The following is a 26454-nucleotide window of genomic DNA, read 5'->3' on the forward strand; positions in this document are numbered from 1 at the left end:
GTAATGCCCCCGTCCGGTAAGCGGGATCAGAAGTAGAATTTCCAGCAAAGGGAGTTCTACGCAATGAAGAAGTCGAAGTTCACGGATAGCCAGATCATGGATGCGCTCAAGCGGGCGGAATCCGGGCTGGCGGTACCGCAGATTTGCCGGGAGCTGGGGATCAGCACGGCGACCTTCTACAACTGGCGCGGCAAGTACGGCGGCATGGACGTGTCGCTGATGGCGCGGATGAAGGAGCTGGAGGCTGAGAACGCACGACTGCGCAAGATGTACGTTGAAGAGAAGATCAAGGCTGAGATCGTCGCGGAGGCACTGGCAAAAAAAGACTGAGGCCATCTTCTCGCCGCGAGATGGCCAGGGACGCAGTAGCACGCCGAGGCGTATCGATCCGGCTTGCATGCGAGGCATTTGGCGTAAGCCAGACCTGTTTCCGCTATGAGCGAAAGCGCAATGCGGGGAACGATCAGATCGCTGACTGGTTGCTGAGGCTGACCGACAACCACCGTAACTGGGGATTCGGGCTGTGTTTCCTGTACCTGCGCAACGTGAAGGGCTTCAGGTGGAACCACAAGCGGATTTATCGCATCTATCGCGAGCTCGAACTGAATCTGCGCATCAAGCCGCGTAAGCGGCTTGTGCGGCAGGCCCCGGAGCCGTTGGTCGTGCCGGTGTCGGTGAATGCGGTGTGGTCGATGGATTTCATGCACGACCAGCTGAAGGACGGTCGCAGTATCCGGCTGCTCAACGTGATAGACGACTTCAACCGGGAGGCATTGGGAATCGAGATCGACTTCTCGCTACCCTCTGCCCGTGTCATACGAGCGTTGGAACAGATCATCGAGTGGCGGGGAAAACCGGCGGCTATAAGGTGCGACAACGGTCCGGAGTACCTGAGTGACGCGATCACGCAATGGGCGTCGGCGCACGGTATTGCGTTGAACTATATCCAGCCTGGCAAGCCGCAGCAGAATGCCTACGTCGAGCGCTTCAATCGGACGGTACGCTATGAGTGGCTGTCGCAGTACTACTGGGATGACCTGGCGCACGTGCAGCACTTCGCAACGGAATGGATGTGGCAGTACAATCACGAGCGCCCCAACATGGGCCTTGGCGGCATCACGCCGAAACAGCGGCTGATGGCCGCGGCATAGTCTCTACTTCTGCTTCGCGTTAAAAGCGGGGGGATTACCATAGCAAGCGGAGATTTATCTTCATTTATCGATAAATCAGCTAACCTTCAGCAGTCGGGAAAAATGCGATGTAACTGTAAGGCTGCTTGAAATCTAACTTGACTTAAAAATAGAATCAGCGGCGCGCGTCTATCTGAACTGTAAAACTATGTTGTTGTCACCACACAGAACTAAATTTTCGAATTCAATGCGTCAGCGCGAGGACATAAAATGGGCTCGAAGACCATATGGGTTGTGAATTACGATGACGTGCAGAAATTTCTGAAGAAAGTCGTCGAGCTTGGGGCAACATCCGTCGCGATAAGAACTGATAACGACATGCTCAAGGCGATTAAAGCCTTCCATCAAGTAGATATTAAGGTCTTTGGATGGCGTTGGCCAGCGGTCTTTAAGGATTCCGCCATGAACGAGGCAAAGAAGGTGGTCGCGCTGCTTGAGCAAGGACTGGATGGATATTTCGTTGATCCCGAGGGCGATCGAGACGAAAAACACAAAAGGATTAACTGGGATCAGTCTAACCTCGAAAAACTCGCGGAAAACTTTTGCAAATCCATAGTTTCCACGCAAGCCGCAACAGGTAAGCCGTTCGGTATCACCTCGCACTATCGCGCAAATCTAGTGTTCCCGAAGCTCCCTTGGCACGCGTTCTTTAAGCATGCGACAGTTTTTTTACCGCAGGCATACTGGAGGACTGATCACGGTATTGTTGGGCACGGCGATCCAGCGGACAACTATGCCAGATCCATAGAGGCATGGAATAATGCAGGAGCGCCTTCAGATGGTATCGTGCCAATGGCTGGCGAGCTTGCGCATTCTAGTGCGGCGGAGATAGATCAGTATGTCGCAGCTGCCAAATCACACAAAATCAAAGACCTACATTTCTATGCATACGAAAAATCGGTCACTAAGGACGTGTGGGACGCCGTAGCGCGGGCCGAAGTCTAGCTCCGGGTTTTCGCATCGTTATTTCTCGCTAACTCTATAACGGTGAGCGGCGCTACCGGGCTGGCGCGTGTGCAAAGTCCTCCGCTATCTCAGTTGGGGGCAGCGCGTCAACCGTTGGAAATACGCACGCGAAAGACAAAAAACCCGTTCATGCAGCGCTAGAACCGGCAGTCACACTTCGCTTGTTAGTGCAGGCACCCCGGATTGGGGGTGGATGACGCGCACGATGGCCGAACAAACTGAAGTCTGACTACGCAGAGGCCGGTAAGCGAGCGCTTGCCGGCCCTCAATCCGCCGTTCACGTGCGTCGTTGATCGCGCGTTCAACCATCAGCGTTGCTCCGCAACCGACCAACGGATCGCCAAAGAAGTGTGTTCGTACGTCGACGTCGGGGCAGACCGAATAGATAATCGGTCACCGTTAGGGCTATGTACGTTTTACACTGACGCCTTGATCGGCTGGGAGTGGAATATGACAAAACGAATCGATAGTCGCGACTGCTAGCCCGACAATTCCCCCCGCCAACGGATTAACGCTCTTGATCATTGCAACAGCCTGGTTGATAACGACAGCGTGTTCTTTAAAAAAATCACAAATCTCTGTCGGAACCTTTTCAAGCGAAACCTCGGTGGTAACCTCAATCTTATCCATTTTTTTCTCCTTTCTCTCAGGTGGCTGAATTGCCGCTCCAATCCTACAAAACCTGGATGACACCGGTTCGCTTTTTAGCCGTCAAATGTGTGTTGTCGCACACATTAGTATGTTGTAATCGTGTAATCCGCTAACTCCCAGACAAGCGTTGGCGGGCTCAATCAACTTGGGGGGCGCGCGCGCTCAGCGTGGGTGAGACCGCAAGCCCTAATGCGAGGCGGACCGGCCCGGCTTGCAGTCGGCCAGCGCGCTTAACGGTTCCCTTGACATCACGAGCAGTCGCTCGTCGATGTTTCACTGTTTGGCCAGGCTGCCATCTCCGGGTGGTCGTAACCACACTGGCCTCCTATGTTCAATGAGGCTGAGACGTCCGCGTTGAGCAGCGGACAGGTTTCAGAATGGACCAGCCGTTCAAGCGACCCTTGCATGGCGCTGGCGAGCGGCAGAAATTGGCCGGGTTCAGGCAGTGCCTCCCGCTATTTGCTCGCCGGAAACCGGCCACCGATCGGGGGTGGACGAGACGTTGGCTACTCAAATTGGACGGCGACCTGGACCGGCAGCTCGTGGCCGGACTGAAAAGTTTTTGTGCTGCCTGCCGCTCAACCCTGCCGAACTTACTTCGCTGGTGACACATTTATGCCGCTCCGGGAAACCCTTGCCTCGCAAGACTGAGCGGGCTCGAGCATAGGTACCCACGGCGAGTTAACAAAATTATTAGCACAAGAGTGACAGACTTAATACGGTCCACGAGAAAAACGGCGAGAAAACCGGGACACGCTCGAAATAACCGACGAGTACGACGTGCAGGATCTGCTGCATGGCGTGCTGCATCTGGAGTTTGACGATATCCGGCCAGAAGAGTGGTGTCCAAGCTATGCGGGTACCGGGACACGTAGGACTTCGTGCTTCCCGATGAAGGAATCATCATCGAAGCCAAGCACACGAAGAATGCAAAGGCGCAGACGACGATCGCCACGGAACTGATCATCGACATTGCCCGGTACAAGTCCTATCCCGGCGCGAAGCATCTCGTCTGCGCGGTATGGGATACCGGCCATTACCTTACGAACCGCGTTGCCCTGAAATCCGGCCTTGAAAGGCACAATGACGGATTCGTGACGGTCGTGGTGATGAAGTAGGATGATGACACACGATCCGTGGCAAGTTGTCAGCAAAAAGAAGTGCTACGGGTCGGCGGTTTATAGCAGCAATCAACACTGAAAGCAGACAAGCAACCAGAGCTATGACGAACGAACCAGAAAAGTAAACAGACACACGCTGGGTCGAGATACCCCTGCAGGACGTGCTGTCGCACTATGCCGAGCATTTTGAGTACGAAGCAGGCGAGACGCTCGTGCGTCACGAAGCCTTCGTGGACCCGATGAAGGGCTGTGTGGTTTTCAAGCTCCTGACGGAGTTTGCGAGCAAGCCAGAGGTAGCAGACGGGACATCGCGCCCATGTCCCGTCTGTAGCACCGCCGCTCGACATGCGGTCTCCGCCGATGGAGAGAGACATCAGTTTGACTGTGAGAAATGCGGACTCGAAACGGCCATGTATGCGAGCCGGGAGGACGCCCTGCAGGCATGGAATACTCTGGTGTGATTTTACCGGACACCACATCGCGCTGCGTTGGCGGAAAGCTATGCTCCCCTTGATGCGCATTACGTGGTCGCATTGCGGACCGCGAGTGCGTCAAGGAAGGGGACAATAGATCCCTGCCCGTCATCATGCTGCAGCTCGGGTCATGGCAGGGAGTGCGGCAGAATTGCGCGGCCACATGCGTCAAACGCCGCGACGGAGTTGATGCGTTTGTCGGGCATCGGCGCGCAGGTCCGTTCGGACCGACTCGGTGGATGGTCCATGCAGGTCGGTCAGTCCCTGAATGGCTGCTACGACGCGGGGGTCTGGGACCGGAACGCGAAATACCTTACCGTTCACGACGGTTACCAACGTATTGTCTGGTCCAAAGACAAAAAGTGGTGTCTCCACATAAACTGGCGGTCTCACGGCCAATACGCCGACGCGAATTCTCGCGACCATGCGTCTCAGGTCGAAGCCCACGATCCGGATGCTGACACCGCCTGTCTGCCCCAATAAGGTTGTGGTCGCATCGTAGACCTGACCTGGTTGCTATTCGTTCACGAAATGCACCAGATCGGAAGCAACGATGACAGAGTTCGGTTCCGCAGGTTGATGGATGAGTACAGCGGGACGGGCAAGCCCCGCATCGAACCCGGTGTTGATACGAAACTCGATAATGACTCCGCCGACCTTGGCTGCGAGGAAGCCGTTGATCTCCGGCTGCTCGAGGGCAACGATATCAACGTCATACGTAGCACTACTGTTAGTCTTCCTAGGCGTCCAAATTCTGTCCGGCTCTATCCAGTCCATCCGGATAAGATTGGCGGCATTCAAGAGAGGTCCGCGCGGCGAAAACTGATGGCCGGAATCGCCATCCACGTTCATCGCACTCATGATGTCGTAGGAGTCGTAGTACTCCCCCGGAGCAGACCACGAGATTGCCTTCCGATCCGACATATCGAATGAATGTTCCAGACCAAATATATGCCCCGTCTCATGGGCAAGCCAGGTCACGTTGACGTCGGCCGGATTACCAACAATTCCGCCAGTCGTCTCCCCACCGTCGCCAAGTGAGGCATTGAAAAGCGGGATAACCGCTGTGTATTTTGACGCGTCAACCTCCTTAAACGCGTCGATTGCGCCTTGTAGTTTGTCCGTACAGTCCGGATGCGTGGCGATGTAATTCGCCAGCGTGTCATCGATCGTTTGCCATCCAAAAACGTCCGTGCCGTCCAGATTGATCGCGCCCAGTGAAGCTGATCGCCAGTAATCGTTTAACCCACCTGAACCATTTGTGGCGAAGAGATCCGCGTAGAAACAAACTGGATGCAGTTCAGTGTCCTTCGTATCACGGAACTTGCACAAGAGCACGGCGAACTTCTGCGAACCTGTGACCGACATGATCTGCATCTCACGACGTGGGAGCGAGAAACGGTAAATCGAATTTGCAGAATCTGGAACAGACAGACAATGAAATGCGATATGGGCAACAGTAACGTCAGACCACTTGAGACGCCCTTGGAAACGCTTGGTATCTGGACGGCTTGGTTAAATCTAGGATAAGCATCTGCCGGGTTCAAGGGAATCTCAACTAAGGGCTTCGTTAGCAATGGTCCGTTTCTTCGAATTACGAAATTATTCGGTTGTTTGTTGTGCGGCCTATTGAAAGACAAGGCCACCCGTTTTCCATCGCCATAACAGGAGTCGAGACCGCCGCGCCCGACAGGGAGCTGACCCAAATTGGCGGAATAAGCCGAATTGAAGGATCTATCATTGACTGTAAGGCATCGACGTTGATTCTAATGAAGAGGCATATTTTGTAGCTAGTTAGTTATGCAAAACGAAGGAACGGAAAACCTTAGAGAATCGTTACTCATGAACTAAAGGTTCACGGTTGTTGGCTCGCCAACCAAAGAAGCTCGGAACAAGGAGTGGAAGCTATGTCCTGGACACACTTGAGCAATCACGCGGAGATCCTTGCAGTACACGCCGCCTACATGGGCTTTGGTCAGATTGTCTACTTCAGCGGCGATCAGCACGACCCCGATAACGCGAAAGACAAGATAATCGACGCCACCCGATTATTCGATTGCAGCAACTTCACTGTGTCAAATCCGCATTCGCCCGGGTTCGACACGTTCTGTTCGGGCCATGCCTTCCTGGTGGCTGCGAACCAAACAAAGCTACTCGTCGGCGGAGGGACCGAGGAATTCCCAAATCAAGGGCAGGTGCTGCATCATGACCACTTCCCAGGGTTAAAAAATTGCGCCATCTTTGAGTCCCCTTCCCTTGTAGCACCGTACGGACAGTTTGGCTGGTCAAAAGCTGCATCGATGAATCCCGGTCCGCTGGCAACCCCGCAACAGCAGCCTAAACCTGACCCGGCAAAGACGGGTGGTCGTTGGTATCCAACGTTGATGACACTCGCCTCGGGTGACGTTATCGCGTTCTCCGGTCACCCTGGTTCGAGTGATGCGGCCCACAGTAACAATGTTCCCGAGATCTTTTCCTTAAAGGCTGGCCCGATCGGGGCCTGGAGGCGATTAGCGCCCTATACATCGGAGCAGGCACCGGGTGACTATGACCGAAACGCTCTTCCTTTCTATCCGCGCGTACATCTGCTTCCGACCGGAGACATCCTTTGCTCAAATCGGGTTCGCGAAACAACGTGGGTTTTCAAACCTGACGTTGGGCCAAACGGCGGGACGTTTGCGGCCGTTTGCAAATTTCCCACGGCGCCGACAAACGAATATGACATTTACACCAAGCCATCCGTGATGCTCCCACTCCTGCACGATGACGTCGCAGCGAATGCGTGGGTGCCTAAGATTCTGGTGTGCGGCGCCAACACCTCATGGGTATTGGACTTGCAGGGATGGCCAACCAACCCGCCGAAGGGTGGCGGTGGCTGGCAATGGGTCCCGTCCGCAGAGCCAAAAAACGACCGGAACCCGAGTCCCATCCGCCGACATTCGGTGGCGACACTCTTACCGACAGGCGAGGTGTTTGTAACCGGAGGAATTGATGTCAGTGAGGACACCGTTGACGACCCAAGACTAGGCCCAACGCAACTTGACGCCCGCGCGGTGCTGGATCCTGAGATCTACAACCCGTTCACGCGGACGTGGGAGTGGCTAAAAGACCCTGCCCCCACCCCGCGAAACTACCATACGGTTGCACTCCTCATGCCAGATGGTCGCGTGTGGGTCGCCGGTTCGGACAAGGACGCGAGCCCTGGGATGGCGGCACGAAATCTCGATATCGACATTTATTCGCCGTGGTACTACGGTAATCCCGGACGACCATTTGTCGTCGATGCGCCAAGCCTCGCTTACCCCGGCGACGAGATCCAGATTCGCACGACCTTCCAGGATGAAATCACCAGGGTCGTGTTAATGCGTTGCGGATCTTGCACACATGCTTTCAATCCCGACCAGCGCTACCTGTCTCTCTACTTCGAGCGTAGGGCGGGCGATGCTCTTATGGTCCGGATGCCGCCCAACAACAACATCATGCCGCCAGGGCCGTACATGATTTTCACGATCCGCGGCAATGACAAGAACCTCGGATTGCCCTCCTATGGCACAGACATTCATGTGGTGCCCGAACGCCCGAACGGGCGCCATCAAGGATAGGACAGTAAGGCCGGTTCGGGTGGAACACGTCCACACGACCCGTCAAGGTAGCAGTTTGAGACGTAAGACAAACGGACCATCGCCGTCATCCGCATGGTATTGGCGTGTAGCGCTAGAACGCAGAGACCGGTGTCAGGCAACGCCACGGTCGACGTTGCCAATGGTCCGTTCGTATTACAGTTGGGACAGGTCAGCACGACATGCACTGACCATTCCAGCCGCATACCTGCGGACGCACGAAACACTTAACGGACGGTTTCCGAGTCGGGATGCACGGCGCCCACTTCGCGTTTTCACACGGCCGCATCCGTTAATTCCCAATCGGTGTTAAATCAACGAAATCATTGCGCGAACGGCAACACACCCTGAGCCGACATTTGCGTTGCTGGAACTGCAGCGTCCGCTTACAAAGGCGCTGCGGACATCGGGCGTATTTTCGACTCGCCACATGCCAACAGCCCGCGAGCAAGCCGGTACCTGCGCCCTGCCTGCGACCAGCCCTTATTGACTATGCGCAGTGCGGCCTTGCAGAGCTACCAGGTGCGATGCTTTGTCGAGTCGACACCCAACATGCTTATAAACAAAAAGGGACGCTCTCGCGTCCCTCCTTACGGCATCTCAGTGGTCTCGCTCGCCACGGGAGAACCGTCACCGGCACACTTGCAGACGGGTCTCACCAGACATAGGCTTAACATTAAAATGTTGGCATCGCATCAGGCGTGCCATAGCTAGATCTACTCGCCGCTGCACGAAGCCTGTGTCGTTTCTTGGTCGACCGTAGAGGTTTCGAACCTCTCCTCCGCCTTCCTAAATCCACCGCACGACGGATTTAGGAGGACGGTGCACTAACCGAAGTGCTTACGGTCGTTTCGCTGCAACCAACTTCTTGAGCTTCGGTATTGAATAGGAAATCTCCGCTTCCGTCAAGTTGTAGTCAATCGAGAGTCTAGTCCTGCACGCCGACTCAAAACGGTCCTCCCTGTTCAAGTACTTCCGTAAGCCATAATGGTTGTCATATGAGTAGCGATGTTCCAATAAGGAATCCAATTCCGGCTTCAACGCACGACACAAGCGCCGTGCGATAGACTTGACAACCCGAGTGAAAAGAATGAAGTCGGAGAACTGCAGTTCACTGTATGCGTTAGGGACGATAAAATCCCTCTCGCGCGCATTTCCTTTCGCCGCCCCCAATTCCTCGGATCGTTGTCGATGGAGTTTTACGAGCGCATCGCGCGCCGCGCCAAGAGCGCGCGTTTCCTTGCCCTCGTGCATGAACGCGTTGCGAACTAGTCGGAAATAACTAAATATACACACATCATCAAAAAACTCAGCGTCGCGCTCTTTATCTAACTCATCGGGTTTCTCAATTTTGATCGTTCTCACGATCCAGTCCAGTTGAGGTTCTTCTTTGCCGCGCGCGGCTTTTCCTGATGCCGATTTCCAGATTAAACCTTGCGGCAAGTCGTCAACGAGGTCCGCGAAAAACAGTTCGGCCTGTTGGTACACGGAGAGTACATAGAACTGCGCCCGGCGCGCGGCGAACTCTCCGTCGGTAAGTGCGATGCTGTGATCAACCCGGATCTGATGCTTGCTCGACTCCACTTGAAGCAGGTTTCGGGGATCCGACTTTAAGCGCGACATCAGACTGCGGACAGCTAGCTCGTTCAATTCGACCAGTGCGTCATACTCCCCAAGGTGTTTGCGTAAATTTGCGTAGCATGGAAATCTAAATCGGGGAAGTACTTTTTTTTGGTGCCTTTTCCGTTGTAGCCATCAGTATGATTTCCTCGTCGACATGCGCCAATTTCCATTTAATGCAAGCACATAGGTACATGCATTTGGTGACTTCGACCTGTTAGTGCGTGGAAGTATACGATGCCCGGGCATGTCCCAGGTATTCGAACATCGCAAGAAGCATCGTTATGCCACGGATGCAGCTTCCGCTTGCCCGCCATCTCTCTTACGCGAGGGTTAGTCCAGCGACAGATAGAATGTCGCGGCACATAAACAACATCTAAACGGGGGAAACGTGGTAACGCCGAGCAAATTCAACAGAACCACGGCGCATCTTGGGGAGCACGCGGGTGCTTTTGCTGATGCATGCTTTCAGGCCGTCGAAGACTTATTCGAAGGGGCGTGGCTTCGAAAGGACAAGGGGCATCGCCTGCAAACGTTGTGGGCTAGGCGTGACATCTTGGCTACGAATGAACTGTACGCCCTCGGCAAGGCGATTCGGAACCTTCAGCCAAAGCACGCGAAATGGCTGGAGTCTACGGCGCGGCGATTGAAGAAGAATCCGGCCGATTCGCACGGGCTTATCACCGAGATCCTAGTTTGCGGCTCGACGCGGGGACATGGCGGAGCGGAAGTATATCCTTCAAAAAAGGATGAACCGGGGGTCGATCTGGTGGTCCGGTTTCCGAGTAGCTTCAAGTACGTGATGTCGGTGAAGAATCACGACATCTCGATCCACGAGAAAGCGTTTCAGAAGTTGGCCGAGGGATTGAAGGAGGCATTTGTCAGCAAGCTGAAGAAGCTTGGCGAGAATGGCAAGTTGTACGTGGTATGCGATGACTACATGTCAGCGGACGAATTCACCATGTGCATAGACTTTGTTCGTGGCAGTCTGCGCGACGATGGCGCCTACGTGCTAATCCCGAATCGGTTGACGGTTTTCTATGCCAAGCTGGTGAATGAGCCAGATCGCGAATTTGCCAAGACCATGACGTCCAGCGCCGTCCTAATTCACTGTGGCGAACATCCGAACGAGCAGCTGAATTTCAAGGACAAGTTGCGTAAGGCGGCCGAAAACATGCAGAAGCATGTTGCACGATCGGATACCTGTTTCAGGTTGCTGCGGATGCGGGTTCACGCGAGCGCCGACATCATCGCCTTGGAGAAGGCGGCCCAAGATATGCTCGATGCCAACACGGATTGCGGTCTGGACGGGGTGTTGTTGACGCAGTCGACGGGCGCCCGAGAGAAAGCAACCAATAACACGATAATTTACACAGTGGTTCGGTTTGCAGGGAGGACGGATCATGCTGGCTTGGTCGCGTCGGTCCAGCGCGGAGAACGACTCAGTTACGAGTTCGGCGTCGGATCGATCGGCCAGACTCCCGCCGAGACGTTTTTCTCCATTGGCAATCATGGGCCGACGGCACTTCCGAGGGGTCGATACGTGTATCAAAAGACGGACTACTATTATCTGATGAAGCGTGATGCGAACGGTCTTTATGGCAACCTTGAGTCCCCGGCCAGCGGCGTGCACTTTCACGCTGTCGCGGAGTTGAACGGCACCGAGGTAGCAATTCAGGCGATAAGCCCCGCTTCCGAAGACGTATTAATCGTTTAGGCTGCTCCAGTTTTATTTGATGTCGTTCGAGTGCGGTGACGAGCGCGCCAGCTTCATTGGCAGCCTGCCTTAAGATCAGCGATGGCGATTATCTCTATCGCCATCATGCCCGCCGATCATGGACAAATCGTCCCGGCTCGAAGACCTGCAGGCGCTTGCGTACCCGGAGCCAGCCGCCGGCAGCCGCGGCCCAAGTTGGAAGCCGCCACGCCAGGCGGCCATCGCAATCGTCGTGCGCGCACTGCTGCTAGCCCGGTCTATAGCGACGTAGCTCTGACGACGCGACCCTCGATGCAGCGAATGTCGCGTGATTGGAGGCGGATTCAACCGGTGGATGCAAGCCGACATTTGAGCTGTCAGCAGCGGATACGGGCAAACGACCGTAGTTGTCCGTTAATTGCCAATCGGTGTGCATTCAACGAAATCATTGCGCGAACGGCAACACACGCCCCCCCCTAAGCCGCCGCTCGCACTCCAATGTTTCGGACGGCCGGGTCCCGGAATATTCCGGCCATCGATTTAACGACTGGCTAGGCACCCCTATTTACCCGGCGATCACTTGTCGAACTTGTCGACAAGCTCTTCAAGTTTTTGCAGCCATGCAGAAACGTCGCGTGCATTTGCAGGCAGTTGCTTGTAATCATGTGCTGCCTCGTTCCGCACCGTGTAGTCCTTGTCCAGTTGAGCCCGAACCGCTGGTTCGGTGTGGAAAATTAAATCGAGCCGTTTCCTCACGGGATATTCTTTCATCCCATCGTAAAGATAATTCCAAGCGTACTGATCAACAGTTTTCGTGCGTGCCCTCTCTTCCACGATTTCTTTTGATTCGCGTCGAACGAGTGACTCGAATTGCGCCCAGCCTAGCAGATAAAATGCAACGTCTAGGGTTTCTTGAAAACGTGCGATTTCCTTCGCATCACCCGTCCGCGCCCTGAGCTCATTATCAAGCAAACGCTTTAGTTTATCGTAGGTACGCTTCGTCTCGGTAAGCCGACTCATGCCGCCTCCAGCAAGCGTCGCATCAGCTCACTAGTGAGTGGCTGGGTTTCCCGCCTATTCTCGGGTGACACGATGCACCACTCTAGGCCTCCATTTTCAACGCGCGTCATAATCAGCGTCCGCGTTTGCGTCTGCGTGATAACGTCAATTCGTCCCCACGCGCCAATCAGCCACAACCCACGTGGAACGAAGCTGGCCAGCACCTGGCCGCCCGCAACAACGTCCAAGATTGGTAACTCTCTGTCACTCACCGCAAATTTTTGCATTAGCTCTTCGGACATGGTCACGGTGCGTGACAATTCAAACTTCACATCCGGTATATCGCCATACCAACTGCTAACATCGGTATACAGTTGCTTGACGTCTTTCTCCCATCTAGCGACTTCAGCGACAACTTGATCTCGTCGGAAAAGGCTAGACTCCGTCTTTTCCCAGACGTCTACCGGAGGGAGTTCACAATGTACCGGCATGCCGCCGTCATATGCCTGAATTAACAGGTTGAGCCGCTCCGTATTGAAATGCCAGACTTCTACGTTTCGTCCCTCGTCTCGGCCTAAGCGGACCTGGTCGTAACCGGCATTTAAGTCGCGCGACTTTGGACTGTGTGCTCTGACCTTTACATCGATAAAGATCGGCGCTCCTTCATGGTCGGCTAACACAAGGTCTGCCTCAGCCGCAGAGCTTTCTGACTCTGGAGTCGAGACACGTTTCATCCCGTAGACGCGCAACGATTGAATGAGGCGCTCTGGAGCAAAATCGCTCTCATCTGCGACGCGCGGCAACACGGACGCGTCTCTGTCCGGATCGAACATGGCCGGCTGATCAAGGCCCGGCACCGGTCCAAACACTACATATCGATTCCCGATAACGGACAGAACCTGTCGCCCGTCCAAATCTCGTTGTTTTGTCATATCAGCGCCCAAAGCTCAATCGTTCCCCCAATATACGGTGCAATGATACTCCTGTGGAGCCGCGCGACTGCCTTCCACACAAAGCCGACAGAGAGATGTCGCGGCTTCGCCTTTGGGTCGGGGACCGCTGTTGGCCGGACTTGGCAAGCTGCGGTCCCGGCGGCCCGGTACCGGCTCAGCCCGACCCGTTGCGATACGTTGAGAGAGCGCAATATCAAAGCGATGGAGCTGTACGCCCCTTACGGCGCTTTACAATGGATAAGCTTTGCGCCATCTTTCGTTGCAAGTCCGAGCAGGTACTGCGCCCGAAACCGCGATCAGGGAGCGAGCGAGGACTCATGCAAGCCGAAGACGTCGCTGCCCGCAGTACATACGGCGGCAATGAGCGCGGTCGTGCTCGTAGTGATCGCTTCGCGAGAACGTGCGTCGAACTCGCTCGATTCTAGGTGCTATCTGATGGCATTAGGAGAGGTACTGTGGCCAAGGTTGGACGCAACGATACATGCCCATGCGGTAGTGGCAAAAAATATAAAAAGTGCCATGGCGACATTGCCCATATGGAACGTATCTCCGCCTTAATGAAAATGATCCCCACGCTAAACGCTCAACACGCGGCGAAAGAGCATCAGCGGAAGGAGCAGCAAGGACTAGGGAAACCGATTATCGCCGCCAGCATGGAGAACGGCGTACGGTTCGTTGCTGTTAGGAACCGAGTCATGTACTCGGAAAAATGGAAAACTTTCCACGATTTCTTGGGGGACTATATCCGGAGCACCATTGGCACCGATTGGGGAAATGCGGAACTCAAAAAGCCCTTGGACCAGAGGCATCCCATTTTGCTTTGGTACAACATGGTCTGCGAACAGCAACGGTTGACTATCAAAGAACCGGGGAAAGTGTCGAGTGCAGCCATGACGGGGGCGGTGGCCGCGTACATGCATTTGGCATATGACCTTTACGCGCTCGATCATAACGCTGAGGTGCAAACCAAGTTGATCGAGCGTCTACGAAGCAGGGAGAACTTCGCCGGTGCGCGATATGAGGTGCAGGTCGCAGCTGCCCTCGTGCGTGCCGGATTTACTCTGAAATTCGAGGACGAAGATGATCGAAGCACGTCGCATTGCGAGTTCACGGCAACATCTACTCGCACAGGTAAGCAATTTTCCGTCGAGGCTAAGCGAGCAGAAAGCGGTCGGATTACCCGACAGCTTGTACGTGCGCTGCAGAAGTCTGCAAATCATCCTCGGATTGTATTTATTGATTTGAACTCCCCTGACTCCGCAAGCGATGAAATTCCACCGGCTTTTGCAAAACGCGCGTTCAGTTTGCTCAGGCGGTTTGAGACTGTCGATCCTTTCGCAAAACGGTTGCCTCCGGCGTACGTGTTCTTTACAAACTTCTCTTGCGAGTACCATCTCGACGCAACGCAATGGCGGCGCTTCATCCTTGGTGACGGATTCCACATAGAAGATTTCAAGATCGATCACGAATTCCTAACGTTACGGGACGCGCTCAATTCTCGGCGGGACCACGTCGACATGCACGACTTGCTAAAGTCGATGCGCGTACATTCGGACATCCCATCGACATTCGATGGTGAAAGTCCCGAAATCGCTTTCGAGAACCTTGAGCCAAGATTGCTCATCGGTAACAGGTACATGATTCCAGGAGACGACGGCGGTGAGGTAGAGGGGGTGCTCGCCTCGGCTGTGGTTTTGGAAAATGAAGCAGTCGCCATGTGTGCCGTCAATACCGCGGACGGAAAGGCCGTGCTTGTCAGGGTTCCGTTATCGGATGTAGAGATTGCAGCGTGGAAGCGTCATCCTGACACGTTCTTCGGGGAGATCTCCGGAAATCGTAAGACAGAGTCGGTGCTCGATTTGTATGACTTCCTAATGGAGTCGTACTCTAAGACACCGAAGGAAAAGCTACTCGAGTTTTTCGCCGATTCGCCGGAAATAGAAGCGCTATCGGCATTGACTCAAGCTGAGCTGGCTAGTCTCTACTGCGAGCGTACGGCATCGCATTTGTTCGCTAAGAACGAGTCAAGGCCTGGGCCGCTATTACAGTCCAAATGGCGATCGACAGGCGTGCCAACGGATAAAGGATAGGGGGTAGAAAACTGATTCTGACGTGGATCAGGAATATGCGACGAGCTCAAAGTGGTAGACGGCACCACCCCGATTGGCCGGAAACGACGTCCCCGATAAATTCGATGCCTGTATCAGTCGATGTCGGCGCAGTGGTGGCGCCGCGCATTACTGGTCACGATCTGATCCGGCGGCCAGCCGAAGCCATTTTCAATTCAACTCAGGTTAGCCGACCATACCGACCTCACCTTGGCAATCTGCCCCCGACGGACGACTGCCTTCGGAGGTAGACGGTCGTCCGAGTGACAAATTGTCAGGGGTCACCAGCGTCGCATGTTGGCCGATTTTGGTCGACGGCGAGCGCGCCAAACCAACTCGCTGCGGATGATCGTCAATAACGCATGCGATGGTCAGTCACGAGGGACAACGACCGTTGTCTTCCCATACTGGTTGTGCTGCGGCCCACCCTTCGCCCGTACAGGGTTCGAACAGATCATAAGTCTGATGCAATTGCGTGACTGAGCGCTTCAGATGTGCGCGATTGGCACGCGAGCGCAGCAGACGAGCGGTATCTGTTGTCATAGTGCGCCCGCGCGGCCCTGCGAACGCGTTGCCGAACTTTCACGGGCCCTTCTCCCTGAACGCTCCAGTAGGGTGTTCGGTGTAGCGCGTGGATTAGTGCATGCCAAACACGCTGACGATGACGGCGGCGATACGCTGCATCCTCACGACAGATGCGATTCCCACGGCACCCACAAAACGACACGGATAGCCACAAATTCGGGGACACTAGCCACCGCCTGGCATTTCGCTTACGTCGTAACTCTTGAGTAATCACCCTTCACCAATCCAGCACAGACCGCAGTCGCGCCATTAGCCAGTCCGTCTCCACTACGCTTGTCCACTGCTTGCCCTCAATTCCACGCCGAATGCGCTCCAGTGTCTCCTCGCGAGAACGCTCTGGATACTTCGATGCGTCTCTTTGTGCAACGCTAACCAGTTGCTGTGCGAGATCTTCACATATATCCCACCGCTCGAACCGTTCCTCTTCCGTCAATCCAACGACGAACTTGCCGTCAATAAGCCGCCCGGCGAGCTTCGGGTGAGCGCCCGCCAGCGACGCTGGCGTGACGTCTCGGGGAAAATCTTCGGGTACATGTTTAATCATCTGGGATTGGCGTTAGAGCGTTTGAATGGTTAATCAAGTTCGTATATTTGCGGGAGCGTCCATCGAATCTTGCCTGGAGATTGATCTCCTTGACAACGGCACGCCAGCACGGCATGCAACTCGACCAGATCGCGCGTGAGCCCCATGCGGTGCCACTGGCTTGTGCAACCAGCGCTGAATGCGTAAAAATCAAAACTCATTGAGTGACAGGCAGGCGAGCCTCAGGTTGAGAGTTTGTTGTACGTCAAGCGAACTTAGCCCCATGGCAGGCTCACACGCGATGAAACGATCGTCTTTGGCCTGAGCAGCGATGACACTAGGGTGATCATCCAGCGCCACCCATTCCTTTAATCCCCTCCGCCTCACTTCGGCGAGTATCTCCTCAGATCGGGACGATCCGTAGCATTCAACCACGCCGACAAACCGCACAGCCAACGGGCCAAGTAGCTCGATAAGCGTGGCGTCATCGAAGAGCCGACGCCAGTCCGAACTGACGATGATTCCGACCGTGGGGTACCGTGCAAGCAAACGTTCGAGAATTGGTCGCCACACAAACAGGTCTGGATTTTTGATCAGGCGAAAATCCTCATCTACCGCGGGGACCCCAACGGGATGCAGCACACCATCAAAGTCGAGAAAGACTACCGCTTTATCAATGGGACACATGGGCCTTTCTACCTTCTCATCAAACACGTCGCGGTGGGTTTTCGTGCGCATGTGAACCCGTACAATGTTCCTGAAATCGCTCACGAATCGTACTCGCATTGGATCAACAGCAGGATGCGACAGACGCTGAGTTGAGTGTGCGTTCGTCACTCACTCGACTATGTCTATCCACGCCGCGCAGATCCGGGGCACACAGGCCGATACCCGTCACCATCCTTCATCCGACGATACATTGAATTCCGCCGTTGCCACCTCCAGTACCTTGAGCGGATCAAGAGCGAAGATCGATGACGGTGCACGCCCGTCAAGCAACGCGTGCGGCGAATACAGCCAGAACGCTCGCCTCCATCCTGCATCGTCAGCGTCAGCGTCAGCGTCAGCGGGCAGTATCCGCAGAAGCACGGACACTTCAGGAACGAGCTGTCCGTCATCGTTGAACTGGAAGTCCGGATAGAGGAAGCGCCCGCGCGTTGCCGACCACACACCGAGCAACACACGGTTACCACGCATCAAGGCAAGATCAAATTGCGCATCAGCGCCATCTGATCTTTCAACAGTTCAAGCAGTTCTGATTCATCCGGCCAGTTGTTCGCGAGCAGCCTTTCGCGGAAGTCGAGCGCGGCATCGAACGCACTCGCCCCATTACTTTGAGCGGAGGACTCATCTGCAGAGTTCATTTTCGGATTGCTTCCTTCCCGCATTGCCGTTACGACACCACCCGTCCGTAGTTCTCGTCTCGAATCACAAACCCGTGATTGCAACCCACATCTTCATGTCAGGTCGCCGCCGTCGCTGCGAGATGCTCCACATCGACTTTCTTTCTCATACTTCGATCGGTTCATGTCGCCGTTTCGTCCAAACGATAAGCCCACGGTAAGATGACCGCTAAAAGGAAAGCGGAATGCTGACGTCGGACCTTCATCGACCGCGTGCTTTCCGCGTAGGTCCGGCCAAGATGACAATGCCGTCGGACAGCCGTGTGTGTGCGTCCTGTACCCCCCATCCGCGCGTGCGCGCGACAAACCTGTCAAGACGCTCCTGGATTGCCTGCGGCGAATCGTCGACAACGCGATGTGCGCGTGAGCCCGATTTCTTCCGCGCTCCGGCCCTTCGGATCATCCGCGTCTCCGTACTTTCCGCAAAGGTCCGGCCAATACCGTCACATCTTCCGGGAAGGGGACCGTCGGTTGGCGCATGGCCTGCTCACGAGTACGCTCCGCGTACGCGCGCAATCTTGCGGTCAGTTCCTCCGTCGTTTCCGACGGTGGAAGATCGGGAGCTTTCGCCTTCTTTCGCTTCGTCTTGCCCATACCGACTCCGTTCAGTACCCTACCCGCACGTCAATCAAGACCTTAATGCCACCAGACCCGTGTCGAGCGATTCGATCGGCCTTCAGCCTGCAAAGCTCTGGCCCAGCATTTCCAGGTGGACCTGCGAGGCAATCCGGATGCCCATCCGTCAAGTCGAACCTGCGACGTTGCGCGTCGCGAGTGGACTGGCAGCCTTCGCGGCGCGCGCGGGTTTGGTTCCGTAAATGAGCTTGCCGCGGGAATGCTTCTGGGCGATAGCGATGGGCAGAGAAAACTCCCGGCCTTCGATGGTCGTGCAACGGACAAACGAGACGAGTGGATGCTTGTCGTCGTACGCTCGCGTCGCCCCGAGGTGTATCTCGCTGAGCGGCTCCAGCGCCCACTGTCCGCACTCGTGTTGCGGCTTGGCGCTCAGCACGGCCGCGCCGCGCACTATGTGCCCGTCCGCCGTAAGCTTTTCAAGCGTCACAGCGGCCGAGGACAGGTCCACCATGGCGACCCGCGTCAGCGCCCGCTTCGTGGCCGCAAACTGCAGGATGAGGACATCCGCACCGCCCCACATCTCGACGATGCCCCATAACGCTGCGCCGGGCCCGCCCAGCGAGGCTCCCATGGGCAAACGGTTCTGGTCAGAAGTTAAAAACATACGATCACTCTTTTAACGACAAGCTCGCCTACCGACGCTATTTCAGTACGGTCAGCAGGCACGAATTGAGATCACGCCGAACGCAAGGCGTTGGCTGCGTGCTCGCACAGGCGGTGCAGCCGAACAGAATCCGGGGCGCGCGCAGCAGTACTTCCTGGACCAATAGGACTGGCTCGGAGGTTCCTTTAAAAAGAGCGGCGAATCATATCAAATGAACACTATAGATTGTAGCTCTTTAGTGTTCGCAATGAGTTCATCGAGTCCTTTATATGGAGGACTTGAATGCGCTCCAAAGCCGCTTTGGGCAAAGCATTAAAGGAGATCAGGGCGATCACCGGTGTCACGCAGGAAGATTTTGGACTTGTATCCAGTCGCACCTATATCAGCACGGTTGAGCGGGGTCTGAAGTCGCCCACGCTGGGAAAAATCGAACAGCTTGCCGGCGTACTGGGCGTTCATCCGCTTGTCTTGCTGACGGCCGCCTACATGGACAGATTCACGCATAAGGAGGTCGAGCGCACAGCCGCGCGGTTGCGAGACGATCTGCTGGCGATCGTCGATGGGGAATTGCGTTGACTCCCACGGCCACGGCGTTGGACGCTGACCGACCTCAAGCGCGCCGCACCTTCGCTGGCCGACGCGAAACGTGCTCATCCCGCAGTATTTGCCCTGCTCCTCGAGCGCGATACGGCGGTCGAGTACTGGTCACACGGACGGCTGCTCATCGCAGACGAAGCCGCCGCACCCACCGCCGAGGCCGTGCTCGCCCGTGTGCTGCATGCGCACCGGCAGCGTTTCCGGTGCCTGCCACAAGCCATCGCGACTGCAGTTGCAGACACGGATGATCACACTGGCCCGCTGGCGTCGGACGGCAACGACGTCGCCGGGATGGTGGACACAGTTGCACTTGTCACGTCGGGCGCAGGCGATCCCGCAACGTTGCGCGCATGGCTCGCCCGCGCCGGGCGTTTTGCCAACGCGACAGTGACCAATTCGCTCGGGGTCGCCAATGACGCGCAGGCACTGGCCAATTTTCTGCGCGACCGCGCGCACCGGTCGCCGCATACATTGCGTGCGTATCGGACCGAACTGCGCCAGCTCATCTGCTGGCCTACCGGCAGTCGCTCTACCGCACGGATCACATTGAAGGTGCAACGCCGTCCAGAAAGCCCTCACCGGTGGGCACGAAGGTCGCGTCCGCCACCCGGTTCGCGCTCATGAATCCGTACCGCCCTTCGGTGGCACGGCTCCCGTCTCCCGCGCGAACCAGGCCGCGGCCTGCGAGAGAATGTCTCGTTCCATCTACTTGAGCTGCCGGTTTTCGCGGCGCAGCTTCGTCAGCTCCTGCCTCTCGGCCGTGGTGACCACGCGGTGTGCTCTCCATCGCATCGTGGTCAGAGGAAGTTACCCGCGAGCGTAGACGATCCGCTTTTCGCTGGCCAATGAACGTAGTGCGACAGGCTGCTGGCTTAGATTTCTCCGATAACGCTCGACCAGCGAATTGACGAAGTCACAACCTTAACAGCCGCTGATTCGTGGTGGAGGACCCAAGTTCCCTGACCATCGCGTAAGGATTGATCATACTGGTTTGCGTGTATGGACGTCCGCCTACTCCCCAAAATCCTTACCCGACAAGGCGTGCCCGGATGTCCATGACTCGCCATCTAACCGTTGGAGCCAGTGACCGCTAACTGTGGACATTTCGCTCCTAGACGTGTCATGCTTCGTGGCAAGGTATGGACACGGCCGAACCTAGCTGTCCCCTTGTAGCGTGAGGGTTTCGGCTCTTGTCCATGAGTCGATACTCTGGGGTGGATGTTCAACGTCTGACGAACCATTGTCTAATGCGTCCCCGCCGCCCACGAGCGGGGTTCGCAGATCACATCAGGCCGCGCTTCGACGCGGCTTTTTTTTTCGCCTTCGTTGCCTGCGCATCGATCGGCGCTTCGGGTAATCGCGCTTTCGCCCGCTATTTTTATGATGTTAAATTGCCGTTCCACCAAAAATTCGACCACAAGCCTGACAAGTAGAAGAATCACCGACGCTTTCCTGTCATCGAACACTACTAGAATCGCGCGACCGCAATTCCACGCTTCCCGACCGCAACTTCGTTGCATGGGATCAAAGGAGACTCTCGATGCATTGCAAGCCGTTCATCCGATCGCTATCCGTTGCAGCTGTCCTGTCCTTCGGCGTCCATCAAGGCGCGTACGCCGCCACTGAAATCCAGTTCTGGCACGCGATGGAAGCCGCGCTCGGCGAACGCGTGAACGCGATTGCCAACGACTTCAACGCATCGCAGAGCGACTACAAGATCGTGCCCGTCTTCAAAGGCACGTACGACCAGACGCTCGCGGCGGGCATCGCCGCCTATCGCAGCGGCAACGCGCCCGCGATCCTGCAGGTCTACGAAGTCGGCACGGCGACGATGATGCAGGCGAAGAAAGCCGTCATCCCCGTCTCCGACGTATTCAAGCAGGCAGGCATGACGCTCGATGAAAAGGCCTTCGTGCCGACCATCGCCAGCTACTACAGCGACTCGAAAACGGGCCATCTGATCTCGATGCCGTTCAACAGCTCGACGCCCGTCCTCTACTACAACAAGGACGCGTTCAAGAAAGCCGGTCTCGATCCGAACGCGCCGCCCAGGACCTGGGCCGAAGTCGAGCAGGACGCGCAGAAGCTGAAGGCGTCGGGCATGTCGTGCGGTTATTCGTCGGGCTGGCAGAGCTGGATTCAGCTCGAGAACTACAGCGCCTGGCACGGCGCGCCGTTCGCGACGGACAACAACGGCTTCGACGGCGCCGACGCGCAACTCGAATTCAACAAGCCGCTGCAGGTCGCGCACATCACGTTCCTGCAGAAAATGGCCAAGGAAGGCACGTTCACCTACGCGGGCCGCAAGGACGAGCCGGTGTCGAAGTTCTATAGCGGCGACTGCGGCATCATCACGAACTCGTCGGGTTCGCTCGCGACGATCCGCAAGTACGCGAAGTTCAACTTCGGCACGGGCATGATGCCGTACGACGCGAGCGTCAAGGGCGCGCCGCAGAACGCGATCATCGGCGGGGCGAGCCTGTGGGTGCTGTCGGGCAAGGACCCGGCCGTCTACAAGGGCGTGGCGAAGTTCCTCGCGTATCTGAGCTCGCCGCCCGTCGCCGCGAAGTGGCATCAGGACACGGGCTATCTGCCCGTCACGACGGCCGCGTATCAGCTGACGCAGCAAGAAGGCTTCTACGAAAAGAACCCCGGCAGCGATACGGCGATCAAGCAGATGCTGAACAAGCCGCCTCTGCCGTACACGAAGGGACTGCGCCTCGGCAACATGCCGCAGATCCGCACGATCATCGACGAAGAACTCGAACAGGTCTGGGCCGACAAGAAGACGCCGAAGGAAGCCCTCGATTCGTCGGTGTCGCGTGGCGACGACCTGCTGCGCCGCTTCGAAAAAGCGGGCAGTTGATTCGCGTTCCGGGAGCGCCTTCGCTGCAAGGCGCGAGCGCGCTCCCGTTCACCGCTGCGAAGGACTTCGATGGACAAGCGCTCACGCTTCGGCACCAGCTGGCTGCCCTATCTGCTCGTCGCGCCGCAACTGGCGATCACGCTGCTGTTCTTTCTGCTGCCCGCGGGCGAAGCGCTCTGGCAATCGACCCAGACCCAGGACGCGTTCGGCACGTCGAGTGAATTCGTCGGCCTTGGCAATTTCAAACAGCTATTCGGCGATCCGCTGTATCTCGCGTCGTTCGAAACGACGTTGATCTTTTGCGCGCTCGTCACCGTGTCGGGCCTCGTGATCTCGCTGCTCTTCGCGGCCTGCGCAGACCGCGTGACGCGCGGCGCGAAAGCGTACCAGACGCTGCTGATCTGGCCGTATGCGGTTGCGCCCGCGATTGCGGCCGTGCTGTGGTCATTCCTTTTCAACCCGAGCATCGGCCTCGTGACGTTCGCGCTCGGCAAGGCGGGCATCGTCTGGAACCACGCGCTCAATCCGGGACAGGCGATGTTCCTCGTCGTGCTCGCCTCCGTCTGGAAGCAGGTCAGCTACAACTTCCTGTTCTTCTACGCCGGCCTGCAGGCGATTCCACGCTCGCTGATCGAGGCCGCCGCGATCGACGGCGCCGGTCCCGTGCGCCGCTTCTTCGGCATCGCGCTGCCGCTGCTATCGCCGACCACCTTCTTTCTGCTCGTCGTCAATCTCGTCTACGCGTTCTTCGACACCTTCCCGATCATCGACGCCGCGACGGGCGGCGGCCCCGCGCAATCGACGCGCACGCTGATCTACAAGATCTTCGCCGAAGGCTTCCAGGGCCTCGACATCGGCAGTTCGGGCGCGCAATCGGTGGTGCTGATGGCGATCGTCGTCGGACTGACCGTCGTGCAGTTCCGTTTTATCGAGCGGAGGGTTCAATACTCATGATCGAGAATCGCCGCGGCTTCGATCTCTTTTGCCACGCCGTCCTGATTGCCGGCGTGGTGCTGGTCGTGTTTCCCGTCTACGTCGCGTTCTGCGCGGCGACGATGAACGAGCACGAAGTGTTCAACGTGCCGCTCTCGCTCGTGCCCAGCACGCATCTGTTCGAGAACATCGCGAACATCTGGACGCACGGCACGGGTAACGCCGCGAGCCCGTTCGGGACGATGCTCGTCAACAGCCTCGTGATGGCGCTCGTCATCGCAATCGGCAAGATCGCCGTGTCGATCATCTCGGCGTACGCGATCGTGTTCTTCCGCTTTCCGGGCCGCAACGTCGCGTTCTGGCTGATCTTCATCACGCTGATGCTGCCCGTCGAAGTGCGCATTTTTCCGACCGTGCAGGTCGTGTCGTCGATGCATCTGAGCAACACGTACGCCGGTCTCACGCTGCCGCTGATCGCATCCGCCACGGCAACGTTCCTGTTCCGCCAGTTCTTCCTGACGCTGCCCGACGAGCTGATGGAAGCGGCGCGCATCGACGGCGCGGGCGCGCTGCGCTTCTTCTGGGACGTGGTGCTGCCGCTGTCGAAGACGAATCTCGCGGCGCTGTTCGTCATCACGTTCATTTACGGCTGGAATCAGTACCTGTGGCCGATCCTGATCACGAACGAGCAGTCGCTGACGACGGCTGTGGTCGGCATCAAGAGCATGATCGCGTCCGGCGACACCGCGACGGAATGGCATCTCGTGATGGCGGCCACGCTGCTCGCGATGCTGCCGCCCCTCGTCGTCGTGCTGGCGATGCAGCGCTGGTTCGTGCGCGGCCTCATTGATGCTGAGAAATAAAACCGGGGACAAACAGTCATGTCTGCACTGACGCTAAAAGGCGTGAAGAAATCATACGACGGCAAGCAGAACGTTCTGCACGGCATCAACGCGGACGTCGCGGATGGTGAATTTGTCGTGATGGTCGGGCCGTCGGGTTGCGGCAAGTCGACGTTGCTGCGCATGGTCGCGGGGCTCGAAGCGATCACGGAAGGCGAGATCGCGATCGACGGCAAGGCGGTCAACAACCTGGAACCGAAGGATCGCAACATCGCGATGGTGTTTCAGAACTACGCGCTGTATCCGCACATGACGGTGGCGGAAAACATGGGTTACGCGCTGAAGATCGCGGGGCTGTCGAAGTCGAAGATCGAATCGCGCGTGATGACGGCGGCGAAGATTCTCGAACTCGAACCGCTGCTGTCGAGAAAGCCGCGGGAGCTGTCGGGCGGCCAGCGGCAACGCGTCGCGATGGGCCGCGCGATCGTGCGCGAGCCGGCCGTGTTTCTGTTCGACGAGCCGCTATCGAATCTCGATGCGCGTCTGCGCGTGCAGATGCGGCTCGAAATCCAGCGCCTGCATGGGCGTCTCAAGACGACGAGCCTTTACGTAACGCACGATCAGATCGAGGCGATGACGCTTGCGCAGCGCGTGATCGTGATGAACAAGGGGCACGCGGAGCAGATCGGCGCGCCGACGCAGGTGTATGAGCGCCCGGCGACGATCTTTGTGGCGGGTTTCATCGGCTCGCCGGGGATGAATTTGCTGAACGGCCGGGTGACGGAAGACGGCGCATTCTTCGAGGTCGCGGGCGAAGGTCCGAAGTTGCCGCTTGCGGGCGTGCCGTGCATTGGCCGCGAGGTCACCGCGGGGCGCACGTGCGTGCTCGGCGTCCGGCCTGAGCACATGACGCCATCTTCTGACGCTGGTGCGGCGACAGCCGCGCTTGCCGTCGATTCGTGCGAGTTGCTCGGCGCGGACAATCTCGCGCATGGGCGCTGGGGTAAGCACGACGTTACCGTTCGGTTGCCGCATGGGCGGCGGCCGCAAGCGGGCGAAACGCTTCCGGTCGCGTTGCCCGCGCAGCATTTGCATTTTTTTGATGAGGATAGTGGGCGGAGATTGAATTGAGGTTTTTGCCTCTATTCGGGCGTCCTTGATGCACCTGCGCGGCGCGGGCGTTGCCGGTGTAGGTTTGCCCTTTGCACGGGCATCCGCGTTGCGCCTGCGCGGCGCGGGCGTTGCCGGTGTAGGTTTGCCCTTTGCGCGGGCATCCGCGATGGCGCCTCGCGGCGCGGGGCGTTGCCGGTCTGGTTCTTTCTTCGCTGGCGTCCGCGATGCGCCTGCGCGGCGCGGGCGTTGCCCCTGTGCGGGGCGGCACCTACTTTTCTTTGCAGCGGCAAAGAAAAGTAGGCAAAAGAAAGCGGGCTAACACCGCCAGCCCTTGACCTTTACCCACGGGCTCTCAACGGCCTCATCGTTCGTCCGTTCACGTTTCTGCATGCGTGAGTTGCCAGCGCATGTCGACACGCCTCACCCGCTTCACACTCCCGCGTCGGTTCCCACTTTCGCGTCTTGCGCGGGCCCTCCTGCGGCAAACTTGTGTCGTCCGTCGGACCACCGGACACCATCGCTCACAGATCGGTTTTCAGTCCGTGCGTTGCGCCGTTCCCCGAGACAACCTGCACACAGTTTGCAACCTGGGCGGCGCCGACGTTATAGCGTGGTTGGCCGTTGTACGGACGAATGAAGTGGGTGAGGCGCATTGAGAGCATGCTGGCAATGGGCCCGAACAAGCGCGCTGCCGTGTGAAGTGTTGGGACGTTGAGAGCCCGTGGGTGAAGGTCAAGGGCTGGCGGTGTTAGCCCGCTTTCTTTTGCCTACTTTTCTTTGCGGCGGCAAAGAAAAGTCGGTGCCGCCCCGCACAGGGGCAACGCCCGCGCCGCGCAGGCGCAACGCGGACGCCAGCGAAGAAGAACCAGACCGGCAACGCCCGCGCCGCGCAGGCGCAACGCGGATGCCCGCGCAAAGGCCAAACCTACACCGGCAACGCCCGCGCCGCGCCAGG

The 26454-nt window shown here is 57.2% G+C and carries 21 protein-coding genes, 1 tRNA gene and 2 pseudogenes; 11 read left to right on the plus strand and 13 right to left on the minus strand.

All coding sequences use genetic code 11. The features are described from left to right. The first annotated feature begins 63 nt into the window (after positions 1–63). Positions 64–1151 (plus strand): IS3 family transposase gene (locus H3V53_RS35990; RefSeq protein WP_336601894.1). Its coding sequence is split into 2 segments (ribosomal slippage): positions 64–325 and positions 325–1151, totalling 1089 coding nucleotides; the frame shifts between segments, so codons are not numbered across the junction. A gap of 249 nt (positions 1152–1400) precedes the next feature. Continuing rightward, positions 1401–2135, plus strand: coding sequence for a hypothetical protein (locus H3V53_RS35995; RefSeq protein WP_336601895.1), 735 nt, complete (start codon positions 1401–1403; stop codon positions 2133–2135). Between the two features lie 426 nt (positions 2136–2561). On the opposite strand, the gene H3V53_RS36000 is transcribed toward H3V53_RS35995, so the two are convergent. Then, complete coding sequence (locus tag H3V53_RS36000; RefSeq protein ID WP_336601896.1) at positions 2562–2786, minus strand: hypothetical protein; 225 nt, start codon at positions 2784–2786, stop codon at positions 2562–2564. Positions 2787–3587: 801 nt separating this feature from the next. Between H3V53_RS36000 and H3V53_RS36005 the strand changes: the two are divergent. Then, a pseudogene (locus H3V53_RS36005) lies at positions 3588–3925 on the plus strand (PD-(D/E)XK nuclease domain-containing protein). Positions 3926–4917: 992 nt separating this feature from the next. Here H3V53_RS36005 and H3V53_RS36010 read toward each other — a convergent pair. Further along, a complete protein-coding gene (locus tag H3V53_RS36010; protein ID WP_336601898.1) occupies positions 4918–5769 on the minus strand; it encodes a metallopeptidase domain-containing protein in 852 nt (283 codons plus the stop codon). 539 nt (positions 5770–6308) lie between these two features. Between H3V53_RS36010 and H3V53_RS36015 the strand changes: the two genes are divergently transcribed. Further along, on the plus strand, positions 6309–8003 hold the full coding sequence (locus tag H3V53_RS36015; RefSeq protein ID WP_336601899.1) for a galactose oxidase early set domain-containing protein: 1695 nt from the start codon (positions 6309–6311) through the stop codon (positions 8001–8003). 768 nt (positions 8004–8771) lie between these two features. Here the strand turns inward: H3V53_RS36015 and H3V53_RS36020 are convergent. Next, positions 8772–8870: transfer RNA gene (locus H3V53_RS36020), tRNA-OTHER, on the minus strand. After that, complete coding sequence (locus H3V53_RS36025) at positions 8862–9671, minus strand: hypothetical protein (protein WP_336601900.1); 810 nt, start codon at positions 9669–9671, stop codon at positions 8862–8864. Before H3V53_RS36025 ends, H3V53_RS36020 begins: the two co-directional genes overlap by 9 nt. A 361-nt stretch (positions 9672–10032) precedes the next feature. On the opposite strand from H3V53_RS36025, the gene H3V53_RS36030 reads away from it, so the two are divergent. Next, positions 10033–11358, plus strand: a complete 1326-nt coding sequence (locus H3V53_RS36030) for a hypothetical protein (RefSeq protein ID WP_336601901.1) — start codon at positions 10033–10035, stop codon at positions 11356–11358. A 555-nt stretch (positions 11359–11913) separates the two neighbouring features. Here H3V53_RS36030 and H3V53_RS36035 read toward each other — a convergent pair. Beyond that, positions 11914–12357 (minus strand): hypothetical protein, encoded by a 444-nt coding sequence (locus H3V53_RS36035; protein WP_336601902.1) that lies wholly within the window; start codon positions 12355–12357, stop codon positions 11914–11916. After that, positions 12354–13268, minus strand: coding sequence for a hypothetical protein (locus tag H3V53_RS36040; protein WP_336601903.1), 915 nt, complete (start codon positions 13266–13268; stop codon positions 12354–12356). The genes H3V53_RS36035 and H3V53_RS36040 overlap by 4 nt, the downstream gene beginning before the upstream one ends. A gap of 470 nt (positions 13269–13738) precedes the next feature. On the opposite strand from H3V53_RS36040, the pseudogene H3V53_RS43860 reads away from it, so the two are divergent. Continuing rightward, a pseudogene (locus H3V53_RS43860) lies at positions 13739–13822 on the plus strand (SEC-C metal-binding domain-containing protein); the annotation flags it as partial. Between the two features lie 2893 nt (positions 13823–16715). Here the strand turns inward: H3V53_RS43860 and H3V53_RS36050 are convergent. The 4 genes from H3V53_RS36050 to H3V53_RS36065 all read right to left on the minus strand — a co-directional run bounded on the left by H3V53_RS36050 (position 16716) and on the right by H3V53_RS36065 (position 19115). After that, positions 16716–17243 carry an HAD domain-containing protein gene (locus tag H3V53_RS36050; protein WP_336601905.1) on the minus strand — a complete coding sequence of 176 codons (528 nt, stop codon included), beginning with the start codon at positions 17241–17243 and terminating at the stop codon, positions 16716–16718. Positions 17244–17399: 156 nt separating this feature from the next. Further along, entirely contained in the window at positions 17400–17702 is a 303-nt protein-coding gene (locus tag H3V53_RS36055) for a hypothetical protein (RefSeq protein WP_336601906.1), read from the minus strand. Continuing rightward, positions 17702–17869: a hypothetical protein gene (locus H3V53_RS36060; protein WP_336601907.1), complete on the minus strand. Its 168-nt coding sequence runs from the start codon at positions 17867–17869 to the stop codon at positions 17702–17704. The genes H3V53_RS36055 and H3V53_RS36060 overlap by 1 nt, the downstream gene beginning before the upstream one ends. Before the next feature lie 781 nt (positions 17870–18650). Then, on the minus strand, positions 18651–19115 hold the full coding sequence (locus tag H3V53_RS36065; protein ID WP_336601908.1) for a hypothetical protein: 465 nt from the start codon (positions 19113–19115) through the stop codon (positions 18651–18653). A gap of 315 nt (positions 19116–19430) precedes the next feature. Between H3V53_RS36065 and H3V53_RS36070 the strand changes: the two genes are divergently transcribed. Continuing rightward, positions 19431–19724 carry a helix-turn-helix domain-containing protein gene (locus H3V53_RS36070; RefSeq protein ID WP_336601909.1) on the plus strand — a complete coding sequence of 98 codons (294 nt, stop codon included), beginning with the start codon at positions 19431–19433 and terminating at the stop codon, positions 19722–19724. Positions 19725–19853: 129 nt separating this feature from the next. Here H3V53_RS36070 and H3V53_RS36075 read toward each other — a convergent pair whose 3' ends face one another. Both H3V53_RS36075 and H3V53_RS36080 read right to left on the minus strand, forming a co-directional pair. Next, positions 19854–20213, minus strand: a complete 360-nt coding sequence (locus H3V53_RS36075; RefSeq protein WP_336601910.1) for a hypothetical protein — start codon at positions 20211–20213, stop codon at positions 19854–19856. Between the two features lie 776 nt (positions 20214–20989). After that, a complete protein-coding gene (locus H3V53_RS36080) occupies positions 20990–21187 on the minus strand; it encodes a hypothetical protein (protein WP_336601911.1) in 198 nt (65 codons plus the stop codon). Between the two features lie 98 nt (positions 21188–21285). On the opposite strand from H3V53_RS36080, the gene ugpB reads away from it, so the two are divergent. From ugpB to H3V53_RS36100, 4 genes are all read left to right on the plus strand, one after another. Next, a complete protein-coding gene (gene ugpB / locus H3V53_RS36085) occupies positions 21286–22611 on the plus strand; it encodes a sn-glycerol-3-phosphate ABC transporter substrate-binding protein UgpB (RefSeq protein WP_336601912.1) in 1326 nt (441 codons plus the stop codon). Positions 22612–22680: 69 nt separating this feature from the next. Further along, positions 22681–23565: a sn-glycerol-3-phosphate ABC transporter permease UgpA gene (gene ugpA / locus H3V53_RS36090; protein ID WP_336601913.1), complete on the plus strand. Its 885-nt coding sequence runs from the start codon at positions 22681–22683 to the stop codon at positions 23563–23565. After that, on the plus strand, positions 23562–24407 hold the full coding sequence (ugpE, locus tag H3V53_RS36095) for a sn-glycerol-3-phosphate ABC transporter permease UgpE (protein ID WP_336601914.1): 846 nt from the start codon (positions 23562–23564) through the stop codon (positions 24405–24407). The genes ugpA and ugpE overlap by 4 nt, the downstream gene beginning before the upstream one ends. Positions 24408–24425: 18 nt before the next feature. Further along, positions 24426–25517 (plus strand): sn-glycerol-3-phosphate import ATP-binding protein UgpC, encoded by a 1092-nt coding sequence (locus H3V53_RS36100; RefSeq protein WP_336601915.1) that lies wholly within the window; start codon positions 24426–24428, stop codon positions 25515–25517. Between the two features lie 749 nt (positions 25518–26266). Here H3V53_RS36100 and H3V53_RS36105 read toward each other — a convergent pair. Next, the coding region (locus H3V53_RS36105; RefSeq protein WP_336601916.1) for a hypothetical protein at positions 26267–26454 on the minus strand (188 nt) is incomplete at its 5' end.

It is taken from the genome of Paraburkholderia bengalensis (genome assembly GCF_037126505.1).
Taxonomy (GTDB): Bacteria; Pseudomonadota; Gammaproteobacteria; order Burkholderiales; family Burkholderiaceae; genus Paraburkholderia; species Paraburkholderia bengalensis.